Here is a 19,033-nt window from a genome sequence, read left to right as displayed (position 1 = left end):
AAATACAATGAAAAAAGTTTTTTTATCGGCGGTTATAACAATCGCAACCATGTGGGCAAATGTTGCTCATGCACAAGGAGGACTATCTCCGCAACAAGTACAACAAAAAGCCATTGAAGCCACTCGTATTGCCGGAATGGAAACAGAATCATCAATGACGATTTACAGTCCGTCCGGAGACAAACGAGTTCGCAAGATGACTATTGTCAGTAAACTCTACGAGAATGGTAGTTTGGAAAAGAAACTCATTCGGTTTACCGAGCCTGCTGATGTGAAAGGCACCGGGTTTCTATCGTTCGATTATTTGAAGAAGAACGATGACAAGTGGATTTATATGCCGGCTCTTCGTAAAACCCGACGTATTGTAAGTTCAGAGAATGCCAAAAGTTTCATGGGGTCTGAGTTTTCTTACGCCGATATGTCCACACCAGCTGTCGAAGATTTCAACTATAAATTCTTGAAAGACCAAAATGTAGGTAATCATGTCTGCTATGTCTTAGAAATTACGCCAAAGAACAAAACCATTGCCAATGAAAACGGCTTCTCTAAGAAAATAGCCTATATCGACAAGCACATTTTTATTATCCGTAAGGCTACATACTACAATCTTGCCGGAGAGAAAGAAAAGGAGATGACCGTCTCTGCAATCACGGAAGTGGATACAAAGCACCATAAGTATCGCTTTAAGGAGATGACAATGATTAATCTGAAAAATGAAAGAAAGTCGGTATTGAATAACAACGTTATTAAGTTCACCCCTTCAATTTCGGACAGTTATTTCACCACTCGCACACTGGAACAAGGCAAGTAAAACTTCTCTTTTCCATTCTACCTCCATTTGTTGCAATCAGAAGTTGTAACAGGTGGAGGTTTTGTGCATTTATCATAAGCACAAACAATTTAGCAATATAAAAATCATAATATGAAACAACTGATTGAAACAGAAACCTTTGAGTTGCTGCTATCAGACAATAGCAAAACTGCAACAGACAGTCTTATCAAGGAAATTATAAGGTTGGGGGAAACCGAAGCAAACCTTGCTTCATTGTATCGTACTCTCCATTACACTCGATTCCATTTAGAAAGTATGACTGAAACATCAGGCATACCAACTGAAATGGGAAAAAAATGTATCGGAGCTGCTCTTTGTCATTGACACGGAGCTGGAATTAGTGAAAATGCGAATGCAGGGACTTCTTCCAGCTTTGCCCGTCAAACCCGCCAAGAAACTCTGTTGGACAGGCAAGGCAACAGATTTAGTTGAACTCCTTTATGCTCTCGACACCTGCGACTGTATCAATGATGGAGAAATAGGTGTGGAGGAATTAGCTGATGTTCTTTCTGAAATCTTTGGAGTGGAGATAAAGAACTGCTACAACGTCTATATGAACATGAAACGCCGCAAGGATGACAGCCGTACCTACTTTCTTGATGAACTCCGTGAGAAGCTGAACAAGCGTATGGTGGAGAGTGACCTGAAAGGTGGCAAGTTCAAGAAACGGTAAATCAAAAGGGAGATATTCCGGTATTTCGGAGTACCTCCCTTCATTCATTCTTTGATAAGCACTTCCAACTTCTTGGCTATGTCCTCAGATGTTGGAAGCAGTTCCTTGTATGCCTCCGGCAATTCGGGTGAGAGGTTGTATGTTGCCACCCCGATAGGCATTGCAGAAGTTTTGAGGGCATACTCCACAATCGTCCTGCTTTTGGATTTGCAAATGATGATGCCGATGGCAGGATTCTCATGTGGTAGTTTAACCGTCTCATTCAGGATATTGAGATAAAACTCCATCTTCCCTTTGTACTCAGGCTTGAACTCACCGATTTTCAGCTCCACGGCTATCATTGCCTGCAGGCGACGGTTGTATAGCAGCAGGTCGATGAAGTACTCCCTGCCATCCACCTCCAATCGGTATTGGTTTCCCATAAACGAAAAGTCCGTTCCGAACTCCATCAGAAAAGAGCGGATATTCTTGATGATAGCCTGTTCCAACTCATACTCCGAATGTTCCTCGCTCAATCCGATAAAATCCAACATATATTCGTCCTTTACGGCGAGGACGGCTTGGTTACGGATATTTTCAGGTAGCGTAGTATCAAAGTTACTCTGTCCGAGCAGGAAACTCTCATACGTTTTCAATTCTATTTTGTGTATCAGCACGTCTTTCGTCCATCCGTATTTCTTGGTCGCCAAGATGTAGAACTGCCTTTGCTGCGTCTCCTTACATTTGGTCAGAATGACGATATGCTTCGACCAACTAATTTCTCCAACTAATGGTTGGAGAATTTCATTCGTTTGATATTCAGCGTAAAAGCGTGCCATGTCCCACATATTGGAAACTCCGAAGCCCTTGATTCCAGGGAACTCTTTTTGAATGTCCTGTGAGAGGTTTTCCACAACAGATTTTCCCCATCCGAGTGCCTTCTGCTGTTCGGTAATGCGCCTGCCTATCTCCCAATAGAGAGTTATCATCTCCTTATTGACGGCTTTCAACGCTTCGTATTGTGCAGAGCGAATTCGCTTTGTTATCTCTTCCTTGAAACTCAGGTATTCTGCCGATGTGAGTGATATATTGTGCGTACTCATATTCTTTCTTCTTTATAGATGTTATTCTTGCCGCCTCTTACCGAAAAGCCTTTATTACCCTGAACACTGCCCACAAGCAGGTGAAAGGTGCGGTGAAGACTCCTATGACGACAAAGAGGAGCAGTTTGACAATATAGTAAACAATCCACTGCCCATTTGTCCCAGCCATCATCTTATAAGGAATGTACTTTTCCACAAAGAGATAGCCCGACCATATCGCCATCAGCACATATCCGGACATCCATCTCATATCCTCAAAACCTTTGGTCGCCAAGAAATTCCATCTGAAACCTATGACAAACAAGGCGATGAGAAACAACAGACTGAAGATGCTTCGCCAAATCTCACTACGTTTTCTTTTCTGAAAACAAGGTGTACAGAGTATCGGCTGATACCTTTCCGCACATTCGGGACACAGCCCTTTTCCGCAATCGGAACATTGGGCTACCGCCGGTTCTTGGGTATGATTAAAACAATTCATAGTGTCATCAATTAGCGTGTTCAAAAATACAAAAATTCTGCCTTAGAGCCAAGAAAAACAGCCATCATTTCTTGGTATTGAGCAGTTTGGAAAGTTCCGGATCGTCGGAAATTCGTTGCAACTCCCGTTCCACGATGTCCCGCACCTCCGTCTTTACCCGATCATAGTTCGCCTTTATCTCCTGTTCCATCATATCCTCGCCATCTTCATTTGTGAAGTCCGTCAGAACAGGTATCGGACGATAGGCTGCCGTTTCCTTTGCAACTTTCGCATTGTCCACTACAATCTCACAGTGGAATATCTTCTGCTCGATACGTTCGGAGAAGTTATCTGCGACCGCTCCCACGAACATTCCCTGTGTGAGCGTGGAAATCTTGCTCTGCGGAATCAGGCTGTCCATCTGTGTGGAGATGGAAGTGGTCTTATCGCTACGGGTGATGCTCATACTCTGCCGTTTCTGAAGCACCTTGCCAAACCTCTCCGAGAGCGTCTTTGCCGTTTCGCCGACCACCTGACCGGAGAAAATGTTTCCGACAGTGTTCATCACCACGGCAGCTTCCTTGTCTCCATAATCCCGCTTTAACTGTGAGAAGTCCTGAAAGCCCAAGCATACCGCCACCTTGTTGCTTCGTGCGGTGGCTATCAAGTTGTCCAATCCCTTGAAATAGATGGTGGGCAGCTCGTCGATGAGCACGGAACTTTTCAGCATTCCTTTCTTATTGATGAGCTTGACGATACGCGAATTGTATAACCCCAATGCCGCTCCGTAGATGTTCTGCCTATCGGGATTGTTCCCCACACAAAGGATTTTAGGCTCTTTGGGATTATTGATGTCGAGTGTAAAATCATCACCCGTCATAATCCAATAAAGTTGCGGGCTAATCATCCTTGACAAGGGAATCTTGGCGGAAGCTATCTGTCCTTGCAATTGGTCAGCCGCCCCTCCGAGCCAAGCGTCCATGAAAGGAGAAAGGTAATTCTCCAATTCGGGATAAGAGGTAAGAATGGGAAATATATCCTCGTATTTGCGGCAGAGAAACTCAATGGCGTGCGGAAAGGTGCAGTATTTCCCTCCCTCGAAAATGCGGAGATACCAAATGATGGCGGCGAAGAGTACGATTGGCGACTCCACAAAAAAATCTCCTTGTTTCTGCACCCACGTCTTGTTGAGGTTGAGCATGATGGTGTACGCCGACTCGTAGGCATCTGAAATGTCGCTCATGAAATCGGGGTGTATCGGATTGCAGCGGTGCGACCGACGAGGGTCGTCGAAGTTGATCACGTAAAACTTCGGTTTGACCTTATATCCTTCCGAGTGATGCAGCAGATGGTTGTAAACAATCGTGGAGAGGTCGGGATACTTGAAGTCGTAGCAGTAAATGGCAAAACCTTTTTCGATTTGCTGCTTGATGAAATTATTGATGATGGCATAGGACTTACCGCTGCCCGGTGTTCCTAAGACGGATACCGCACGGAAAGGATTGACCACATTTATCCATCCTTTATTCCACTTTTTTCGGTAATAGAAACGAGTCGGAAGATTGACCGAGTACTCGTTTTCCAAGAGCCTTGTTTCTTGCATAAAGGATTCGTTCTCCTGATTGAAGACATCCTCCATCAGGTTGTTCTTCAAGAGGCGGCTCATGTAGAGTCCCGCCATCAGCAGACATACATACCCTATGGTTATCGTAAAGGTGTAGAGCGCTGCATTGGCTTCAATGGGCAGTGGCAAGGCAAGTATCCACCAATTGAGGAAGAAAAAGACAAAGCCGGCGCCCATGAATGCCCATATCTTCGACCAAGTGATATGCTCCTCTTTCACACCTTTCGTACCCAGACATGAAAGCCCCATCAGTACCAGCGCAAAGAGTTTGGTGTAGAGCATATTGCCGAACAGCCCCGCCGTGCGGTGGAAGTTCATCAGTATCTTGTCCACCACTCCGATATTCACACCCCATAGCCGTATCGCTTCATAGCAATACCAATAGAGGTGGGCTACTACCAATATAATACTTACGGCACGCAGAAAATCCATGATTTTCGCCAGTGCTCTCAAATCGTCTTCTTGTTGCATAGTTTTTCGTTTAATTTCGTTCTTACTTTTATGATTGTTGAAATTGTCTTATAGGACAATTTTAATTCCCTTATAAGAGAATTTGACACCTCTGATAATTTCTGATAATTAGCATTTTACAATCTTCTTTTTTTACTGCATTTTAGAGATAGGAAACACGGTTTATAACCGATGCTTCTTCTGTTTCTTCTTTCTCTGCATCCGCTTTCGGAACTGCTCCTCTTCCCAGTCTGTCCCGCTTGTTTCCACAGGGAAATCGAGAAGACCTCCCAAGAAGGAATTCTCCTCTGTCGAGAATGTCTGGGAAGCAGACTGATTTTCTGCTTGAGGGGTAGTAACAGATAGTTCGGGATGCGGGCGGTCGAACCACTCGGCAACGGCGTTTGCCGAAAGTTCCTTGCCCAATCGTGAGCCATTGGCGACACAGCCGTTGTTATGGTCTATAAAGGTGATGCCATAGAGCCGTCCTTCCTCGTTCTCACGGAAGAGGACATCAATACCCTTGCGATAGAGATTATCCCTGAAATCCTCTTTCGTGGTAGAACGCCTCAATGCTCCGGCTACGACCGCTTTGCTCTTGGGAGCAAGACCTTTTTCTTTTACTTTCTCCTTTGAAGCCTTGAACCTGTTTTGCAGAGCTTCATATCCGACAGACTTCCCGAAAAGGGAAGCCTTGAAAGGATTACCCACCTTCTTACCTTTATCATCGGTAGCAAAATAGACCAATCCGTTATAGGGCTTTCCATACATTTCCCCCTTGAGTTCCTCCACACATATATTGTAGGTGGAGAGCAAAGCACGGTATTCCTTAAAACTCGGACAGTGGTAGAATTTCGCTGCCGGTCTGATGACCGAAACCAGTTGCTTTTTAAGATTCTCTCCGTCGCCGTAGCAGACTTTTTGTAGGCGAAACACTTCTTTTTCCTTCCGCATTTGCGCAGGGATCAAACCGTACTTCTGTTCCAGTTCTTTGAGAATACGGGTGCTGGTATAGAAATTATTGCCATCGTTAATCTTCTTTCCCCGTTCATCGACGGCTAAGGTGACAATATGCAGGTGATGCCTGTCTATGTCTTCATGCTTATAAACGATAAAGGGTTGATTAGCGTAGCCCATCTTTTCGATATACTCCCGTGCGATGGCTGAGAACTGCTCATCGGTAAGTCTGTCATCGGGATGCGGATTCAAGGAGATATGTATAACCGGTTTCTTAGTGAGGACATGACTCGGCATATATGCCATAAAGTCCTGCATACAGGCGGATATATCGTGTGTTCCATCAGCCGGAGAGAACACTTTGTTGGTCTCCAGAATCTTGGCAACGCCCTCATTTACCTTCTCTCCATTGTACGCCAACGCGCCGTAAAGGGAACTGCCATAGTTTATCTTTGCGACCATTTCTCTTGAAATTCACGGGTTAGATGTACGATTTCGCCTCCGACAGCCGCCAATTCGAGTGTCAGTTTCTCCAGTTGGGCAAGCATCGCAAAGGCTTTTTTCTCGGTGAAATTGCTCTTTAAGGCGACCACAGCTTGGTTATAATTCACCCCGACACTGCGAAATTGTCCGTACAAAGTCGTCAGTTTTTGATAGTAATCAAGCAGTGAACGATCTACTTTTATCACTCGGAAAGTCTCATCAAAGACCCTTGCCTTGATGAAAACAGCCCTGTTCGGGACACCTGACTGTTCATAAAGCGTTAGGAAACGCGCAAACTCCGTGTCCGTAAACCGAACCATGCAACAATGGCTGGCTTTCTCTTTTTTCAAGGGTCTCCCCACATGTCTCTTTGTCATTTTACTTTGGATTTTAGTGTTTCACGGCATCACCGGCATTCAAGACAAGGCATTCTCTCTTCCAAGAAAAAACGACTTCGGAGTTTTTTCAGCCCTCTGCAAGAGCAAGAGTTCTGAGTTACCGAATTTATTTCGAGTAACGCAGGACATATCTTGCTATTTGCTCCGGCGCAAATAAATCCGTCCGTGAAGGACGGAAGTCGAGTCCCTCAAAAAAGAACGCTTTATGCCTCGAAGACTTCGGCTTACCGCTTGGGTGCAAAGTTACTAAGCCTTGTGTCTAAATCACTTACCTCTTACGGAGCCACAAATACGCAAATCGAAGCCACAAGTACGCAGTTAGCAAGAAGGGCAGAAACAAGGGGGTAAAGGCTTCTATATTTGCCCTGTCGGACGGCTGTTTGCGGGTCGGTGGACACACCAGCCTGCCCAAGTCTGAAAACCTGTCCGCAGTCATTTGAACAGATAATTACGGAAATGGAAATAGAAATGAGAATGTGTACAAGTTATTGCACCCGTCGCTCCTCACACCCTTGCGCAAGGGTACAAGTGTGGACATATGGATGGGTGGACGTGTGCAAGTATGCCTCCCGTCATATAGCTCCACCCTTATACAGGGAGGGACATATCCCGAAAGGCGGGTCTATGTTCCCTTATTGGAATACCTTACCATATGCCTGTCCGGGGATTTATTCCCTCACAGGCTCGTTTCCATATCTGCCTTTTCAAGGAAACAAACCAAGGCGTGCATGCGCCTTTCCTCACATATATGTAGAACCATTAAACAGAAAATGAAATGAAAAAGAAACCAGTTTTCATTGCCTTCTCCACCCAGAAGGGTGGTGTCGGCAAAACGACCTTTACGGTCTTGACGGCAAGTTACCTGCACTATGCCTGCGGGTATAACCTTATTGTGGTGGATTGTGACTATCCGCAATTCAGCATCAATGCCATGCGTCAGCGTGACGCACAGGGGGTGGATCGCAACCCCGCGCTGCAAGAATTGGCAGCAGCTCAATTCTCCGAGTTGCAAAAGCCCACGTACACCATCCTTTGTGCCACGGCAGAGGCAGCCGTGGATACGGTCAGGGAATATCTGGAGACGCACGAGCCGGATACGGATTTCGTCTTTTTTGACCTGCCCGGAACCATCAACAATGACGGTGTGCTGACCACCCTCTCCGGTATGGATTATATTTTCACACCCATCTCCGCCGACCGTATATCCTTGGAAAGCACGCTGAGCTTTTCAGCCATCATCAAGGAGGCGATAACCGACAATACAGACACTGCCAACAAAGGGATCTACCTCTTTTGGAACATGGTGGACGGCAGAGAGAAAACACCCCTCTATGCGATGTATGAAAAGGTCATTGCCGATTTGGGACTTCCCATCTTAAAAACGGCAGTCCCCAATACGACCCGCTACAAAAAGGAGGTAATGGAGGAGGGTACGACCCTCTTCCGTTCAACCATCTTTCCCGCCTCTCGCACGCTGCTTAGAGGCAGTCGTCTGAAAGAGCTTGTGGAGGAAATCTTGTCCATCGTAAAACCTGAAGCATATGGCAGGAAAGAATAAAGGGGCGATAGATCCCGTCGCTATCCGGGAACTGATTTCACAGGGTATCCCGATGAAAAAGAAAGAGAGCGAGATGATCCCCTCTCCCGGCATTGAAGAGGTGGATGAGTCTGTTTCGGAAACACAGAAAGAGGCTTTGGAAGAACCACAACTACCCATCCGAACACGTCGCAAGAATCCCGCCAAAGGAGATTACATCTCACTCTTCATGCACCGCAATGACCTGTATGACCGCAAGGCAATCTACATCTCCAAAGAGTTGCAGGACAAACTGTCGGAAATCGTCCTCTTCATCCGAAAGAGGGAGATGACATTGGGCATGTACGTGGAAAACATCCTTCTCAAACATTTGGAGGACTACAAGGAAGAAATCAACCGATTAAGTGAAAAGAACTTCAAGAAATTATTGTGATATGAAACAGAAAACAAACCGACCAATGGCAGGCAAAGAGTCCTGCAGAGAACGAAAAAGCGTCTCTTCAAAAGTAACCATCCGTAACTCCACCACGCTCATCGAACATTCCGAGGGACACTCTACAGGTCTCCTTCAGGAAGAGAAGAGCGATTACGAAACCACCTTTCTGCAACCCCTGAACATCGGAGACAGAAAGGGCGTGTTCATTTCCAAAAAGACACAGGAAGAGATTTCCGAAATCGTCTATGTGGCAGCCGCAGGCAAACTGACGATTGGGGCATTTGTAGAGCATATCCTCCGGCATCACTTAGAGAGTCACCGTGATGAGATAGACGCCTTGTTTGAGCAACAGTTCCGTAAACGTTTCGAGCGATGAAGCAGGTGATTGTCATTCTGCTGTCGGTAGGCTTAGCCTATCTCGGCAGCGTACAGGTCGCCCGCTTCCTGTATGGACGCTATCGGAGTGCCGTGAGACTCTACCGTGAATTGCGGCTCTTTTTCCGAGAACGAGGCAAGGGGAAATTCGTCGTTACCATCCGCATCCCCCAGAAGGAACTCTCCCAAGAGGAGAATGTCCTTTTAGCTGAGTTGCCCATTGACGAAGAGTTACAGGAACAGACGCCTGAAACGGAAATGTCGGAAGAGACCTCTCCGGACATTTCCGAAGAGGAAGAGGGTTATGTATTGGTGGAAGTCCAGGGTGAAAGCTACTCCCTCTCGGAAAGCATCACAGCGAAAGAGCTGCAACAAATGGGTAATGTCCTCTCCTGTAAGAATGCCCCGATAGAGGAAGCAGCGAAAGCCGCTGAAACCATCTATAAGATACACGATTCCCCGATGTTCCAAGCGATTAAGAAAGCGGCCGGAGAACGAGTTCGCAAACTACTGGAGCGTGTTGCCGAAGAAGCTCCGAAAGAGGTTCAGTCAGGCAACTTCGATTACAAACGATTTATCAAGACATAGTATTCACCCGTTCAAAGAAAAGAGAAAATATGAGTAAACCCATTTATCTCGCCATCGCTTCCCCCAAGGGAGGTGTCGGCAAAACCTCGCTTACGGTACTTTCCGCAAGCATTCTGCATTACCACAGAGGGTACAATGTCGCCGTCGTGGATTGCAACCATCCCGTCTATACCATCACCCGTCTGCGGCAGCAAGAGTCGGAAGAACTGAATACTCAAAGGCTGATGCACCTGAAACATCGGACAGCCTATGCCCCTTATCCGATTATCTGCACTCCGGTGCGGGAAGCCCTGAGGCGAGTGGAGCAACACTGTGTGGACAGCCATCCTCGATGCATTCTTTTCGACCTCCCCCCATTGATGCGTACCGAAGGGACGGTGGAACTGCTTTCAGCAATGGATGCTGTCGTCTTTCCCGTTACGGGAAGTCCGATGGATATGGAAGCCGTCCGCCATTTCATAGACATCTTGGGAGAGCAGATACTGACGATGGGCAAGGGCAATATCAGAGAACTTTACCTGCTTCGCAATATGATAGAGGCTTGGGAACGTGAAGATGCCGACGAACGCTGTCGCACCCTTTCCGATGAAACGGGAGTCCTCTTGATGCAGACCTCATTGAGCCACTCCCGTTTGTATCGTCCGCTGCTTTCCGAACGCAGAAGAGGGGTATGCACCCTCTTCCCACCCCACGGAGGAAAGTTGAGCAGGCTCTGTATTCAGTTAGGCGATGAACTTCACGAAATCCTGCAACGCCTATGTATCGAATAGTCCTTGTTCTTCTCTTGCTCTACTTTTTGTGGCTACTGCTTTTTTTCTCGTATGAACGAAGAAAAAGAAAGAACAGGGCAATTGAGAAAAAGCCTTGTCAAACGGTCAGTGAAGTGGAAATCATCGGTAAAAGTCGCTTCAAGCTCAGCCACTCAGCGCCACAAGTACGCAGTTATCCAAAAGGCGAGGCGGAAGCAAAAAAGGATTCTACATTTGCCCTCGAAAACGGACAAGAGCCATCGGAAGAGCCGGATGATCTACCCGACATAGATGAGATTCCTTTAACGTATGAGTCCTCAGATGCTCCATCGTTTGAAGAGGAGGAAGAGGAACTTCCCATACAAGGAGAAAGCGAATATGCCACGGGAATTGATTTTGAACGGGTGCTGGAAGCCTTGTCGGTCATTCACCGCCACGCCCACACCGAAGCAGAACAACAGAGAACCGGCGATACGCTGAGAGAGTTGGAAGGAACTCAGCTGATGGAAACGCTCCGAAGCGATGCGAAACGCTCGGCCACGATAGATGAAATCGTCCGTGCCCGTTTCGAGGAGCTTTACAGCGGCGAAAAGGCGTAACGCCCCTTCCGAATGGTTTTGTCCCAATAGTATGAACCCTTTAATGCAACAAGCAATGAAAGAAAAAGAGTACGGCTGACCCTAAGAGAGCCACCACTAAAATCCGAAAGTAACAACAGTATTCATCCGTCAGGAGGACCTATCCAATCCTCTCGGCACAAAACAAAGATTTATGACCAAAAGACATTTTCTTATCGCAGCCGTTCTGCTGCTTTCCATTTCCTCTGCCTTTGCCCAAGGCAACGGTTTGTCGGGTATCAACCAAGCCACGAGCATGGTGACGAGTTATTTCGACCCTGCCACGAAACTCATCTACGCCATCGGTGCGGTTGTGGGACTTATCGGAGGGGTAAAAGTCTATTCAAAGTTCTCGTCCGGAGATCCGGACACTTCGAAGACCGCCGCGAGCTGGTTCGGGGCGTGTATCTTCCTCATTGTCGCAGCCACCATTCTGAGAAGTTTCTTCCTCTAAGCCTATGGAGACCTATCCCATCAACAAGGGAATCGGCCGCTCGGTAGAATTTCAGGGACTCAAAAGCCAGTATCTGTTCATTTTCGCCGGAGGGCTACTCGCCCTTTTCGTGCTGTTTGTCATCCTCTACATGGCGGGTGTCAATCAATGGATTTGTATTGGTTTCGGAGGGACTGCCGCATCCGTTTTGGTGTGGCAGACCTTCTCCCTGAACAGGAAGTATGGGGAATATGGGCTGATGAAGCGTTCCGCCTTGCACAGCCATCCCCGTTACCTTATCAACCGTCGTCGCATTCCCCGTCTGTTCCGACACAAGGAACAGAGAAGAGTAAAGAGAGAACAGGAAGAAAGGAAAAACAAAGAAAAGGAGGAAAGGCAATGAGAAATATACTGAAAGCCACCACACTGGAGAACCGCTTTCCGCTGCTTGCCGTCGAAGAGGGCTGTATCCTCTCGAAAGACGCCGACATCACGGTCGCCTTTCGGGTCGAGCTTCCCGAACTTTATACGGTGACGAGTGCGGAGTATGCCGCCATCCATTCTTCTTGGGTAAAGGCAATCAAGGTGTTGCCGACCTACAGCGTCGTACACAAGCAGGATTGGTTTGTCAAGGAGGGCTACCGTCCGGACTTGCAAAAGGAGGAGATGAGTTTCCTCTCCCGCAGTTTCGAGCGACACTTCAATGAGCGACCGTTCTTGAATCACGCCTGCTACCTGTTCCTGACCAAGACGACCAAGAATCGCAACCGGCAGCAAAGCAACTTCTCCACCCTCTGCCGGGGACATATCATCCCCAAGGAGGTACGGGACAAGGATACTGCCCGCAAGTTCCTCGAAGCGACCGAGCAATTCGAGCGGATTATGAACGAAAGCGGTTTTATTCGCCTCTCTCGCCTGACGGACGAGGAGATTATCGGGACGGCGGAGACACCGGGACTGATTGAGAAGTATTTTTCACTGTCCCTCTCCGACACGACGGTTTTGGAGGACATCGACCTCAAAGCCGACCAAATGCGTATCGGCGACAAGCGGCTCTGCCTGCATACTCTTTCCGATACGGAAGACCTGCCCGGGCTGGTAGGCACGGATATGCGCTATGAGCGATTATCCACCGACCGCAGCGACTGCCGCCTTTCCTTTGCCGCTCCCGTAGGGCTGTTGCTACCGTGCAACCATATCTACAACCAGTATGTCTTGATTGATGACAGTGCCGAGAACCTGCAACGCTTCGAGAAGAGCGCACGGAATATGCATTCGCTCTCCCGTTATAGTCGTTCCAATCAAATCAACAAGCAATGGATTGACGAGTATCTGAACGAGGCGCACAGCTTCGGACTTACCTCCGTCCGCTGTCATTGCAACGTCTTGGCGTGGAGCGAGGAAGAGGAGGAACTCCGCCGTATCCGTAACGACGTGGGCAGCCAACTCGCACTGATGGAGTGCAAGCCACGACACAACACGGTGGATGTGCCGACGCTGTTCTGGGCGGGTATTCCCGGCAATGAAGCCGACTTCCCCGCAGAAGAAAGCTTTTACACGTTCATCGAACAGGCGGTCTGCCTCTTCAACGAAGAGACCAACTACCGCGATTCGCTCTCGCCGTTCGGCATCAAGATGGCAGACCGCAGCGGCAAGCCGATTCATCTCGACATCTCCGACCTGCCGATGAAGCAAGGCATCATCACGAACCGAAACAAGTTTATCTTGGGTCCTTCGGGGTCAGGAAAATCGTTCTTCACCAACCACCTCTTGAGGCAGTATTGGGAGCAGAACACCCATATCGTCTTGGTGGACACGGGAAACAGTTATCAGGGCTTGTGCGAGATGATACGCCACAAGACGCAGGGCGAGGATGGGGTGTACTTCACCTACTCGGATGAGAGCCCCATCAGCTTCAATCCCTTCTATACCACCGACAAGGTGTATGATGTGGAGAAAAGGGAGAGCATCAAGACACTGCTGCTGACCCTTTGGAAGAAGGATAACGAGCCAGCCACCCGTTCGGAGGAGGTCGCCCTCTCCAATGCCGTTTCACTCTTTATCGAGCGTATCAAGACGGACGACGGTCTCGTTCCTTCGTTCAACAGCTTTTACGAGTATCTCACCACCGACTACTCGGCATTGCTCCGTGAGAAAAAGGTCAGGGAAAAGGATTTTGACTTGGCCAACTTTCTCAACGTGCTGGAGCCGTACTACAAAGGTGGCGAATACGACTACCTGCTGAACTCGGACAAGCAGCTCGACCTGTTGAACGCCCGCTTTATCGTCTTCGAAATCGATTCCATAAAGGATCATCCCATCCTTTTCCCCATTACCACCATCATCATTATGGAACTCTTCATCAACAAGATGCGACGTCTGAAGGGAATACGGAAAGTCATCCTTATCGAGGAGGCTTGGAAAGCGATTGCGTCCGCGAATATGGCGGGATATATCAAGTATCTCTACAAGACGGTAAGAAAATTCTTCGGTGAGGCGGTCGTGGTGACGCAGGAGGTGGATGACATCATCTCCTCAGACATTGTCAAGGAGTCCATCATCAACAACTCCGACTGCAAGATACTGCTTGACCAGCGCAAGTACATGAACAAGTTCGACCAGATTCAGGCACTCTTGGGACTGACGGACAAGGAGCGGGGACAAATCCTCTCCATCAATCAGAGCAACGATGCCACACGGTCGTACAAGGAGGTGTGGATCGGACTGGGAGGTGTGCAGTCCGCCGTCTATGCCACCGAAGTGTCGAAAGCCGAATACCTCACCTACACGACGGAGGAGACCGAGAAGATGCGCGTACTTGCCCGTGCCGAGCAACTCGGCGGGAATATGGAGCTTGCCATCAGGCAGCTCGCCGAAGAAGAATAGTCAAAAATAATCACACTAAAATCCAAAGTAAAATGAGAAAGAGAATTTTAATGCTTATGGCGTGCGGTTGCCTCTTGGCAGGCAATGCACACGCCCAGTGGGTGGTCACAGACCCCACCAATCTTGCACAGAGTATCATCAACACGACCAAGGAAATCGTGCAGACCTCCAAGACGGTCAAGAACACGCTTGACAACTTCAAGGAGGTCGAGAAACTCTACAATGAGAGTAAAAAGTACTACGATGCCCTGAAAAAGGTGAACAACCTCGTGCGGGACGCCCAACGGGTAAAGGAGACGATTTTGATGGTCGGAGAAATCTCCGATATCTATGTGAAGAACTACAAGAAAATGCTCTCCGACCCGAACTTCCGACCGGAAGAGCTGGTCGCCATTGCCAACGGCTACACCAAACTGCTCGGAGAAAGCAACAACCTACTCAAGGAACTCAAGCAGGTGGTGAACAACACCACGCTGAAGATGACCGACAAGGAGCGTATGGACGTGGTAGATCGCTGCTACAAGGAGGTGAGGGATTACCGTAACCTCGTGCGTTACTACACGAACAAGAACATCTCCGTGAGCTATCTCAGAGCCAAGAAGCAGCAGGACACTGACCGAGTACTCTCGCTTTATGGAACGGATAACGAAAGGTATTGGTAGGTATGGGAGCGGAATTTGACAACCTGCATCAGGTGCTCCGTTCGCTTTACACAGAGATGATGCCGATGTGCGGTGACATGATTGGCGTCGCCAAAGGCATTGCGGGCTTGGGCGCACTCTTCTATGTGGCACTCAGGGTATGGCAGACGCTTGCCCGTGCCGAACCCATTGACGTCTATCCTTTGCTCCGTCCGTTCGCGCTCGGTCTCTGCATCCTCTTCTTTCCGATGGTGCTGGAGACCATCAACGGCGTGCTTAGTCCCGTCGTGCAGGGTACGCACAAGATGCTCGAAAAGCAGACTTTCAGCATGGACGAATACCGCAAGTTGCGGGACAAGCTGGAATACGAGGCGATGGTGAAGAATCCCGAAACAGCCTATCTGGTCAGCAACGAAGAGTTTGACAAGAAACTGGATGAACTCGGTATCTCTCCCTCGGATATGGCGACAATGGCGGGAATGTACGTGGAGCGAGGTATGTATAACCTGAAGAAATCGATTCGCAATATGGTGCGGGAGCTCTTGGAACTGCTTTTCGCCGCTGCCGCCCTGCTCATCGACACGCTTCGGACATTCTTCCTGATCGTCCTCTCCATCTTGGGACCGATAGCTTTTGCCATCTCGGTGTGGGACGGTTTTCAGAGTACCCTCACGCAATGGTTCACGAGGTATATCTCCATCTATCTGTGGCTACCTGTGGCGGACTTGTTCAGTTCGATGCTGGCAAAGATTCAGGAACTGATGCTCAAGCACGACATCACGCAGTTGCAGAATGATCCCACCTATACGATAGATGCTTCGAACGGGGTGTACCTCGTCTTTATGATTATCGGTATCATCGGCTACTTCACCATTCCGACAGTTGCGGGCTGGGTGATACAAGCCGGAGGAGCAGGAAACTACGGTAAAAACGTGAACTATGCGGCAGGAAAGGGTGCCGGTATCGCAGGTGCTGCGGGCGGAGCCGTTGGTGGATTTGCCGGAGGACACGGAAAACAGGTCTTGCATAGTGCGGGACATAAAGCCAAGGAGGTGGCAGGGCAGCTTTTCCGCAGGAGAAGCGGAAATTCTCCCGAATAATAAACAAAAATGAAATGCTATGGAATTTAAGTCATTAAAGAATATCGAAACAAGTTTCAGGCAGATACGCCTCTTTACCTTGGTCGTCGTCTGCCTGTGTGCTCTCCTTGCGGGGTATTCGGTATGGAGTGCCTACTCCTTTGCCGAAGCCCAGAGGCAGAAAATCTATGTGTTGGATGGTGGTAAGTCGCTAATGCTCGCCCTGTCGCAGGATCTGTCGCAGAACAGACCCGCGGAAGCCAAGGAGCATGTGCGCCGCTTCCACGAGCTGTTCTTCACCCTTTCGCCCGATAAGAGTGCCATCGAGGGGAATATCTCCCGTGCGCTGCTCTTGGCGGACAAGAGTGCCTACAATTACTATCGGGATTTCTCCGAGAAAGGGTACTACAACCGTATCGTGGCAGGAAATATCAATCAGGTCGTGCAGGTGGACAGTGTACTCTGCGACTTCGACCGCTATCCCTATGCGGTACGGACGTATGCCCGGCAGATGATTATCCGTGCGACCAACGTGACCGAGCGCAGTCTCGTGACCGTATGCCGCCTGCTCAATACGAGCCGCAGCGATGACAATCCGAATGGCTTCAATATCGAAGGATTCGAGATTGTGGAGAACAAGGACATCAGTACCCGTAAGCGATGAAAAAGAAAAGTCTGTTCCGAATGATGCAGGAGGGAGCGGAGGCAAGACTCCGCCGCCTGTGTGGACGCATCCCCACTCATCTGAGGCTGTATGTCGTCCTGACGATGCTTCTTTTCTTCGCTTTCCTTGCCAATTATGTTTTCTTCAGCGGTTTGCTCCGCCTCTTCTCCGACGGAGACTCCGAGGAAGAAACGTTACCGGCAATCGAGCATATAGAAGCTCCTGACGTAAGGCGGCTCTATCCCAAAGACAGTATCAACCTATTAAAGTATTACGATTATGTTCCCATTCAAAAGAAAGACAGCCTCCGATACGAGCACCTCGCCTGAGCTGACGGAGGAAGAGAGACAAAGGCGAAAGAAGTTTGTCATTTACCCCCTGATGTTCCTGCTCTTTGCGGGCTCTATGTGGCTCATCTTCGCTCCTTCGGAGAAAGAGGAGGAGAAACAGTCAAAGGGGTTCAATACGGAAGTACCGGATCCGCAAGCCTCGGAACTCATCGGCGACAAGAAGAAAGCCTATGAAAAGGAGATGATAGAGGAGAAAGAGCAGGAACGAAGTCGTGCCATGCAAAGCCTCAGTTCCATGTTCGGGGAGATGACAGGAGGACAACCGGAGCAGAGTTCCGAAGAGTTGGCATTAAAGACGGATTTGTCGGAAAGAGATAACGGCTTTGGCTCTCGCACTGCTGCTCCGCAAGACGGCTTTCACGCCTCTGCATCAGCCTATCAGGACATCAACCGCACGCTCGGCAGTTTCTATGAAGCACCGAGGGAAGACCCTGAAAAGGAAGAACTGCGTGCCCGATTGGCAGAGTTGGAAAACCGTATGAGCAGCGAACAGCAGTCGCCCGCCATAACCGTGAACGACCAGATGGCACTACTTGAAAAGTCCTATCAGTTGGCGGCAAAATATATGCCGTCGGGTGGTGGACAGTCCTCTTCCAATATGGCATTGGCATCGGACGGGGAGACGGCTTCCGAAGGGAAAGCGGTCGTAACTACCCGAAACGGGAAGGCGGTAGCCTTTCCCGTTTCCCCCGTGAGCGGTCAAGTGGTGTCGGCTCTGGCACAGCCGATGAGCGACTCGACTTTCCGCTCCGAATATGTCAAGGAGAGGAACTATCTATTCCAAACCGCTATCGGGACTGTCTCGCAGACGGATAGAAACACCATATCAGCCTGTGTGCATAACAATCAGACGGTCATGGACGGGCAGACAGTACGTTTCCGTTTCTTGGAGCCGATGTCGGTATCGGGCAGGGAGATTCCACGAAATGCCCTTGTCGTGGGAACGGCAAAGTTGCAGGGCGAACGACTCTCCATTATCATTTCCTCTTTGGGGTATCGGGGAAGCATCATTCCCGTGGAGCTGTCGGTCTATGATACGGACGGACAAGCTGGGATATTCATCCCCGGCTCGATGGAGCGCAGTGCCGTCAAGGAGATTGTCGCAGGAATGGGTACTTCCGCAGGCAGCAGTATGAACTTCTCCACTGATGCGGGCGCACAGCTTGCCGCTGATTTGGGGAAGGGACTGATACAAGGCACCTCGCAGTATTTCTCTAAGAAAATGCGTACCGTCAAGGTGCATCTGAAGGCTGGTTACAAGGTATTGCTCTATCAACCGGACAACAAATAAATCACAGTTATTATTCACCACTTTAATCCAAAGTAAAATGAAAAGAACAGTTTTAGCCATCGCCCTGATACTGGGCGCAGTCTGTGCCAACGCACAGGAAACAACTTCAACGGGAGACCTCTATCAAGGGCTGACCCGCAAAATTGCCTTTGAGCGGATGATACCACCCCACGGCTTGGAAATTACCTACGATAAGACGGTGCACATCATCTTCCCCTCTGCCGTGCGCTATGTGGATCTGGGTTCGCCCAACCTCATTGCGGGGAAGGCGGACGGGGCGGAGAACGTCATCCGTGTGAAGGCGACGGTCAAGGACTTCCACGAAGAGACGAACATGAGCGTCATCACCGAAGACGGTGCATTTTACACCTTTAGTGCGCCCGTAGTGGCAGTTTAGTAAATATCTCTGTGGCAAGAGATTAGGTTAG

General features: G+C 48.9%; 22 protein-coding genes and 1 pseudogene. 18 read left to right on the top strand and 5 right to left on the bottom strand.

Translation table 11 applies throughout. The features are described from left to right. Positions 1-7 precede the first annotated feature (7 nt). From JHU38_RS02820 to JHU38_RS02810, 3 genes are all read left to right on the top strand, one after another. Positions 8-811, top strand: a complete 804-nt coding sequence (locus JHU38_RS02820) for an outer membrane lipoprotein-sorting protein (RefSeq protein ID WP_232369811.1) — start codon at positions 8-10, stop codon at positions 809-811. Positions 812-922: 111 nt separating this feature from the next. After that, positions 923-1,156 (top strand): ribosome biogenesis protein, encoded by a 234-nt coding sequence (locus tag JHU38_RS02815; protein WP_097549288.1) that lies wholly within the window; start codon positions 923-925, stop codon positions 1,154-1,156. Positions 1,157-1,178: 22 nt separating this feature from the next. Then, positions 1,179-1,505, top strand: a complete 327-nt coding sequence (locus JHU38_RS02810; protein WP_004366603.1) for an RteC domain-containing protein — start codon at positions 1,179-1,181, stop codon at positions 1,503-1,505. A 44-nt stretch (positions 1,506-1,549) separates the two neighbouring features. Here JHU38_RS02810 and JHU38_RS02805 read toward each other — a convergent pair whose 3' ends face one another. The 5 genes from JHU38_RS02805 to mobA all read right to left on the bottom strand — a co-directional run bounded on the left by JHU38_RS02805 (position 1,550) and on the right by mobA (position 6,938). Then, positions 1,550-2,587: a PDDEXK nuclease domain-containing protein gene (locus tag JHU38_RS02805; RefSeq protein WP_097549289.1), complete on the bottom strand. Its 1,038-nt coding sequence runs from the start codon at positions 2,585-2,587 to the stop codon at positions 1,550-1,552. Positions 2,588-2,624: 37 nt separating this feature from the next. After that, complete coding sequence (locus JHU38_RS12575) at positions 2,625-2,828, bottom strand: permease of the drug/metabolite transporter (protein WP_211815600.1); 204 nt, start codon at positions 2,826-2,828, stop codon at positions 2,625-2,627. Between the two features lie 304 nt (positions 2,829-3,132). Then, positions 3,133-5,142 carry a conjugal transfer protein MobC gene (gene mobC, locus JHU38_RS02795; protein ID WP_097549290.1) on the bottom strand — a complete coding sequence of 670 codons (2,010 nt, stop codon included), beginning with the start codon at positions 5,140-5,142 and terminating at the stop codon, positions 3,133-3,135. A 162-nt stretch (positions 5,143-5,304) separates the two neighbouring features. Further along, positions 5,305-6,540 carry a conjugal transfer protein MobB gene (gene mobB / locus JHU38_RS02790; protein ID WP_097549291.1) on the bottom strand — a complete coding sequence of 412 codons (1,236 nt, stop codon included), beginning with the start codon at positions 6,538-6,540 and terminating at the stop codon, positions 5,305-5,307. Then, entirely contained in the window at positions 6,525-6,938 is a 414-nt protein-coding gene (mobA, locus tag JHU38_RS02785; protein ID WP_004341650.1) for a conjugal transfer protein MobA, read from the bottom strand. Before mobA ends, mobB begins: the two co-directional genes overlap by 16 nt. A 796-nt stretch (positions 6,939-7,734) precedes the next feature. On the opposite strand from mobA, the gene JHU38_RS02780 reads away from it, so the two are divergent. The 15 genes and pseudogenes from JHU38_RS02780 to JHU38_RS02710 all read left to right on the top strand — a co-directional run. After that, the gene (locus JHU38_RS02780; RefSeq protein WP_014709377.1) at positions 7,735-8,517 is read left to right on the top strand and encodes a ParA family protein; all 783 of its coding nucleotides are present in this window, start codon (positions 7,735-7,737) and stop codon (positions 8,515-8,517) included. Then, positions 8,501-8,929, top strand: coding sequence for a DUF3408 domain-containing protein (locus tag JHU38_RS02775; RefSeq protein WP_039422507.1), 429 nt, complete (start codon positions 8,501-8,503; stop codon positions 8,927-8,929). The genes JHU38_RS02780 and JHU38_RS02775 overlap by 17 nt, the downstream gene beginning before the upstream one ends. Positions 8,930-8,954: 25 nt before the next feature. Then, positions 8,955-9,308: a DUF3408 domain-containing protein gene (locus JHU38_RS02770; RefSeq protein WP_039422504.1), complete on the top strand. Its 354-nt coding sequence runs from the start codon at positions 8,955-8,957 to the stop codon at positions 9,306-9,308. Beyond that, entirely contained in the window at positions 9,305-9,895 is a 591-nt protein-coding gene (locus JHU38_RS02765; protein ID WP_097549292.1) for a hypothetical protein, read from the top strand. Before JHU38_RS02770 ends, JHU38_RS02765 begins: the two co-directional genes overlap by 4 nt. 29 nt (positions 9,896-9,924) lie before the next feature. Continuing rightward, on the top strand, positions 9,925-10,665 hold the full coding sequence (locus JHU38_RS02760; protein WP_097549293.1) for a ParA family protein: 741 nt from the start codon (positions 9,925-9,927) through the stop codon (positions 10,663-10,665). Beyond that, complete coding sequence (locus JHU38_RS02755; protein WP_097549294.1) at positions 10,653-11,243, top strand: conjugal transfer protein; 591 nt, start codon at positions 10,653-10,655, stop codon at positions 11,241-11,243. The genes JHU38_RS02760 and JHU38_RS02755 overlap by 13 nt, the downstream gene beginning before the upstream one ends. Before the next feature lie 172 nt (positions 11,244-11,415). Next, positions 11,416-11,715, top strand: coding sequence for a DUF4134 domain-containing protein (locus JHU38_RS02750; protein WP_107580816.1), 300 nt, complete (start codon positions 11,416-11,418; stop codon positions 11,713-11,715). Positions 11,716-11,719: 4 nt separating this feature from the next. After that, on the top strand, positions 11,720-12,097 hold the full coding sequence (locus tag JHU38_RS02745; protein ID WP_019189281.1) for a DUF4133 domain-containing protein: 378 nt from the start codon (positions 11,720-11,722) through the stop codon (positions 12,095-12,097). Continuing rightward, the gene (locus JHU38_RS02740; RefSeq protein WP_107580815.1) at positions 12,094-14,580 is read left to right on the top strand and encodes a TraG family conjugative transposon ATPase; all 2,487 of its coding nucleotides are present in this window, start codon (positions 12,094-12,096) and stop codon (positions 14,578-14,580) included. The genes JHU38_RS02745 and JHU38_RS02740 overlap by 4 nt, the downstream gene beginning before the upstream one ends. Positions 14,581-14,612: 32 nt before the next feature. Continuing rightward, positions 14,613-15,242: a DUF4141 domain-containing protein gene (locus JHU38_RS02735; RefSeq protein WP_199222626.1), complete on the top strand. Its 630-nt coding sequence runs from the start codon at positions 14,613-14,615 to the stop codon at positions 15,240-15,242. A 2-nt stretch (positions 15,243-15,244) separates the two neighbouring features. Continuing rightward, positions 15,245-16,321 carry a conjugative transposon protein TraJ gene (gene traJ / locus JHU38_RS02730; RefSeq protein WP_100356843.1) on the top strand — a complete coding sequence of 359 codons (1,077 nt, stop codon included), beginning with the start codon at positions 15,245-15,247 and terminating at the stop codon, positions 16,319-16,321. A gap of 19 nt (positions 16,322-16,340) precedes the next feature. After that, on the top strand, positions 16,341-16,964 hold the full coding sequence (gene traK / locus JHU38_RS02725) for a conjugative transposon protein TraK (protein WP_021666057.1): 624 nt from the start codon (positions 16,341-16,343) through the stop codon (positions 16,962-16,964). Then, positions 16,961-17,293, top strand: coding sequence for a TraL conjugative transposon family protein (locus JHU38_RS02720; protein WP_107580813.1), 333 nt, complete (start codon positions 16,961-16,963; stop codon positions 17,291-17,293). Before traK ends, JHU38_RS02720 begins: the two co-directional genes overlap by 4 nt. Further along, positions 17,244-18,605, top strand: a complete 1,362-nt coding sequence (gene traM / locus JHU38_RS02715) for a conjugative transposon protein TraM (protein WP_107580812.1) — start codon at positions 17,244-17,246, stop codon at positions 18,603-18,605. Before JHU38_RS02720 ends, traM begins: the two co-directional genes overlap by 50 nt. Before the next feature lie 37 nt (positions 18,606-18,642). Continuing rightward, positions 18,643-18,981: pseudogene (locus JHU38_RS02710) on the top strand (DUF4138 domain-containing protein); the annotation flags it as partial. Between the last annotated feature and the right edge of the window lie 52 nt (positions 18,982-19,033).

This window comes from Prevotella illustrans (assembly GCF_017426725.1).
Taxonomy (GTDB): domain Bacteria; phylum Bacteroidota; class Bacteroidia; order Bacteroidales; family Bacteroidaceae; genus Prevotella; species Prevotella illustrans.
The sequence above is the reverse complement of the archived record's forward strand: the minus strand, read 5'-3'. Positions and strand labels throughout refer to the sequence as shown.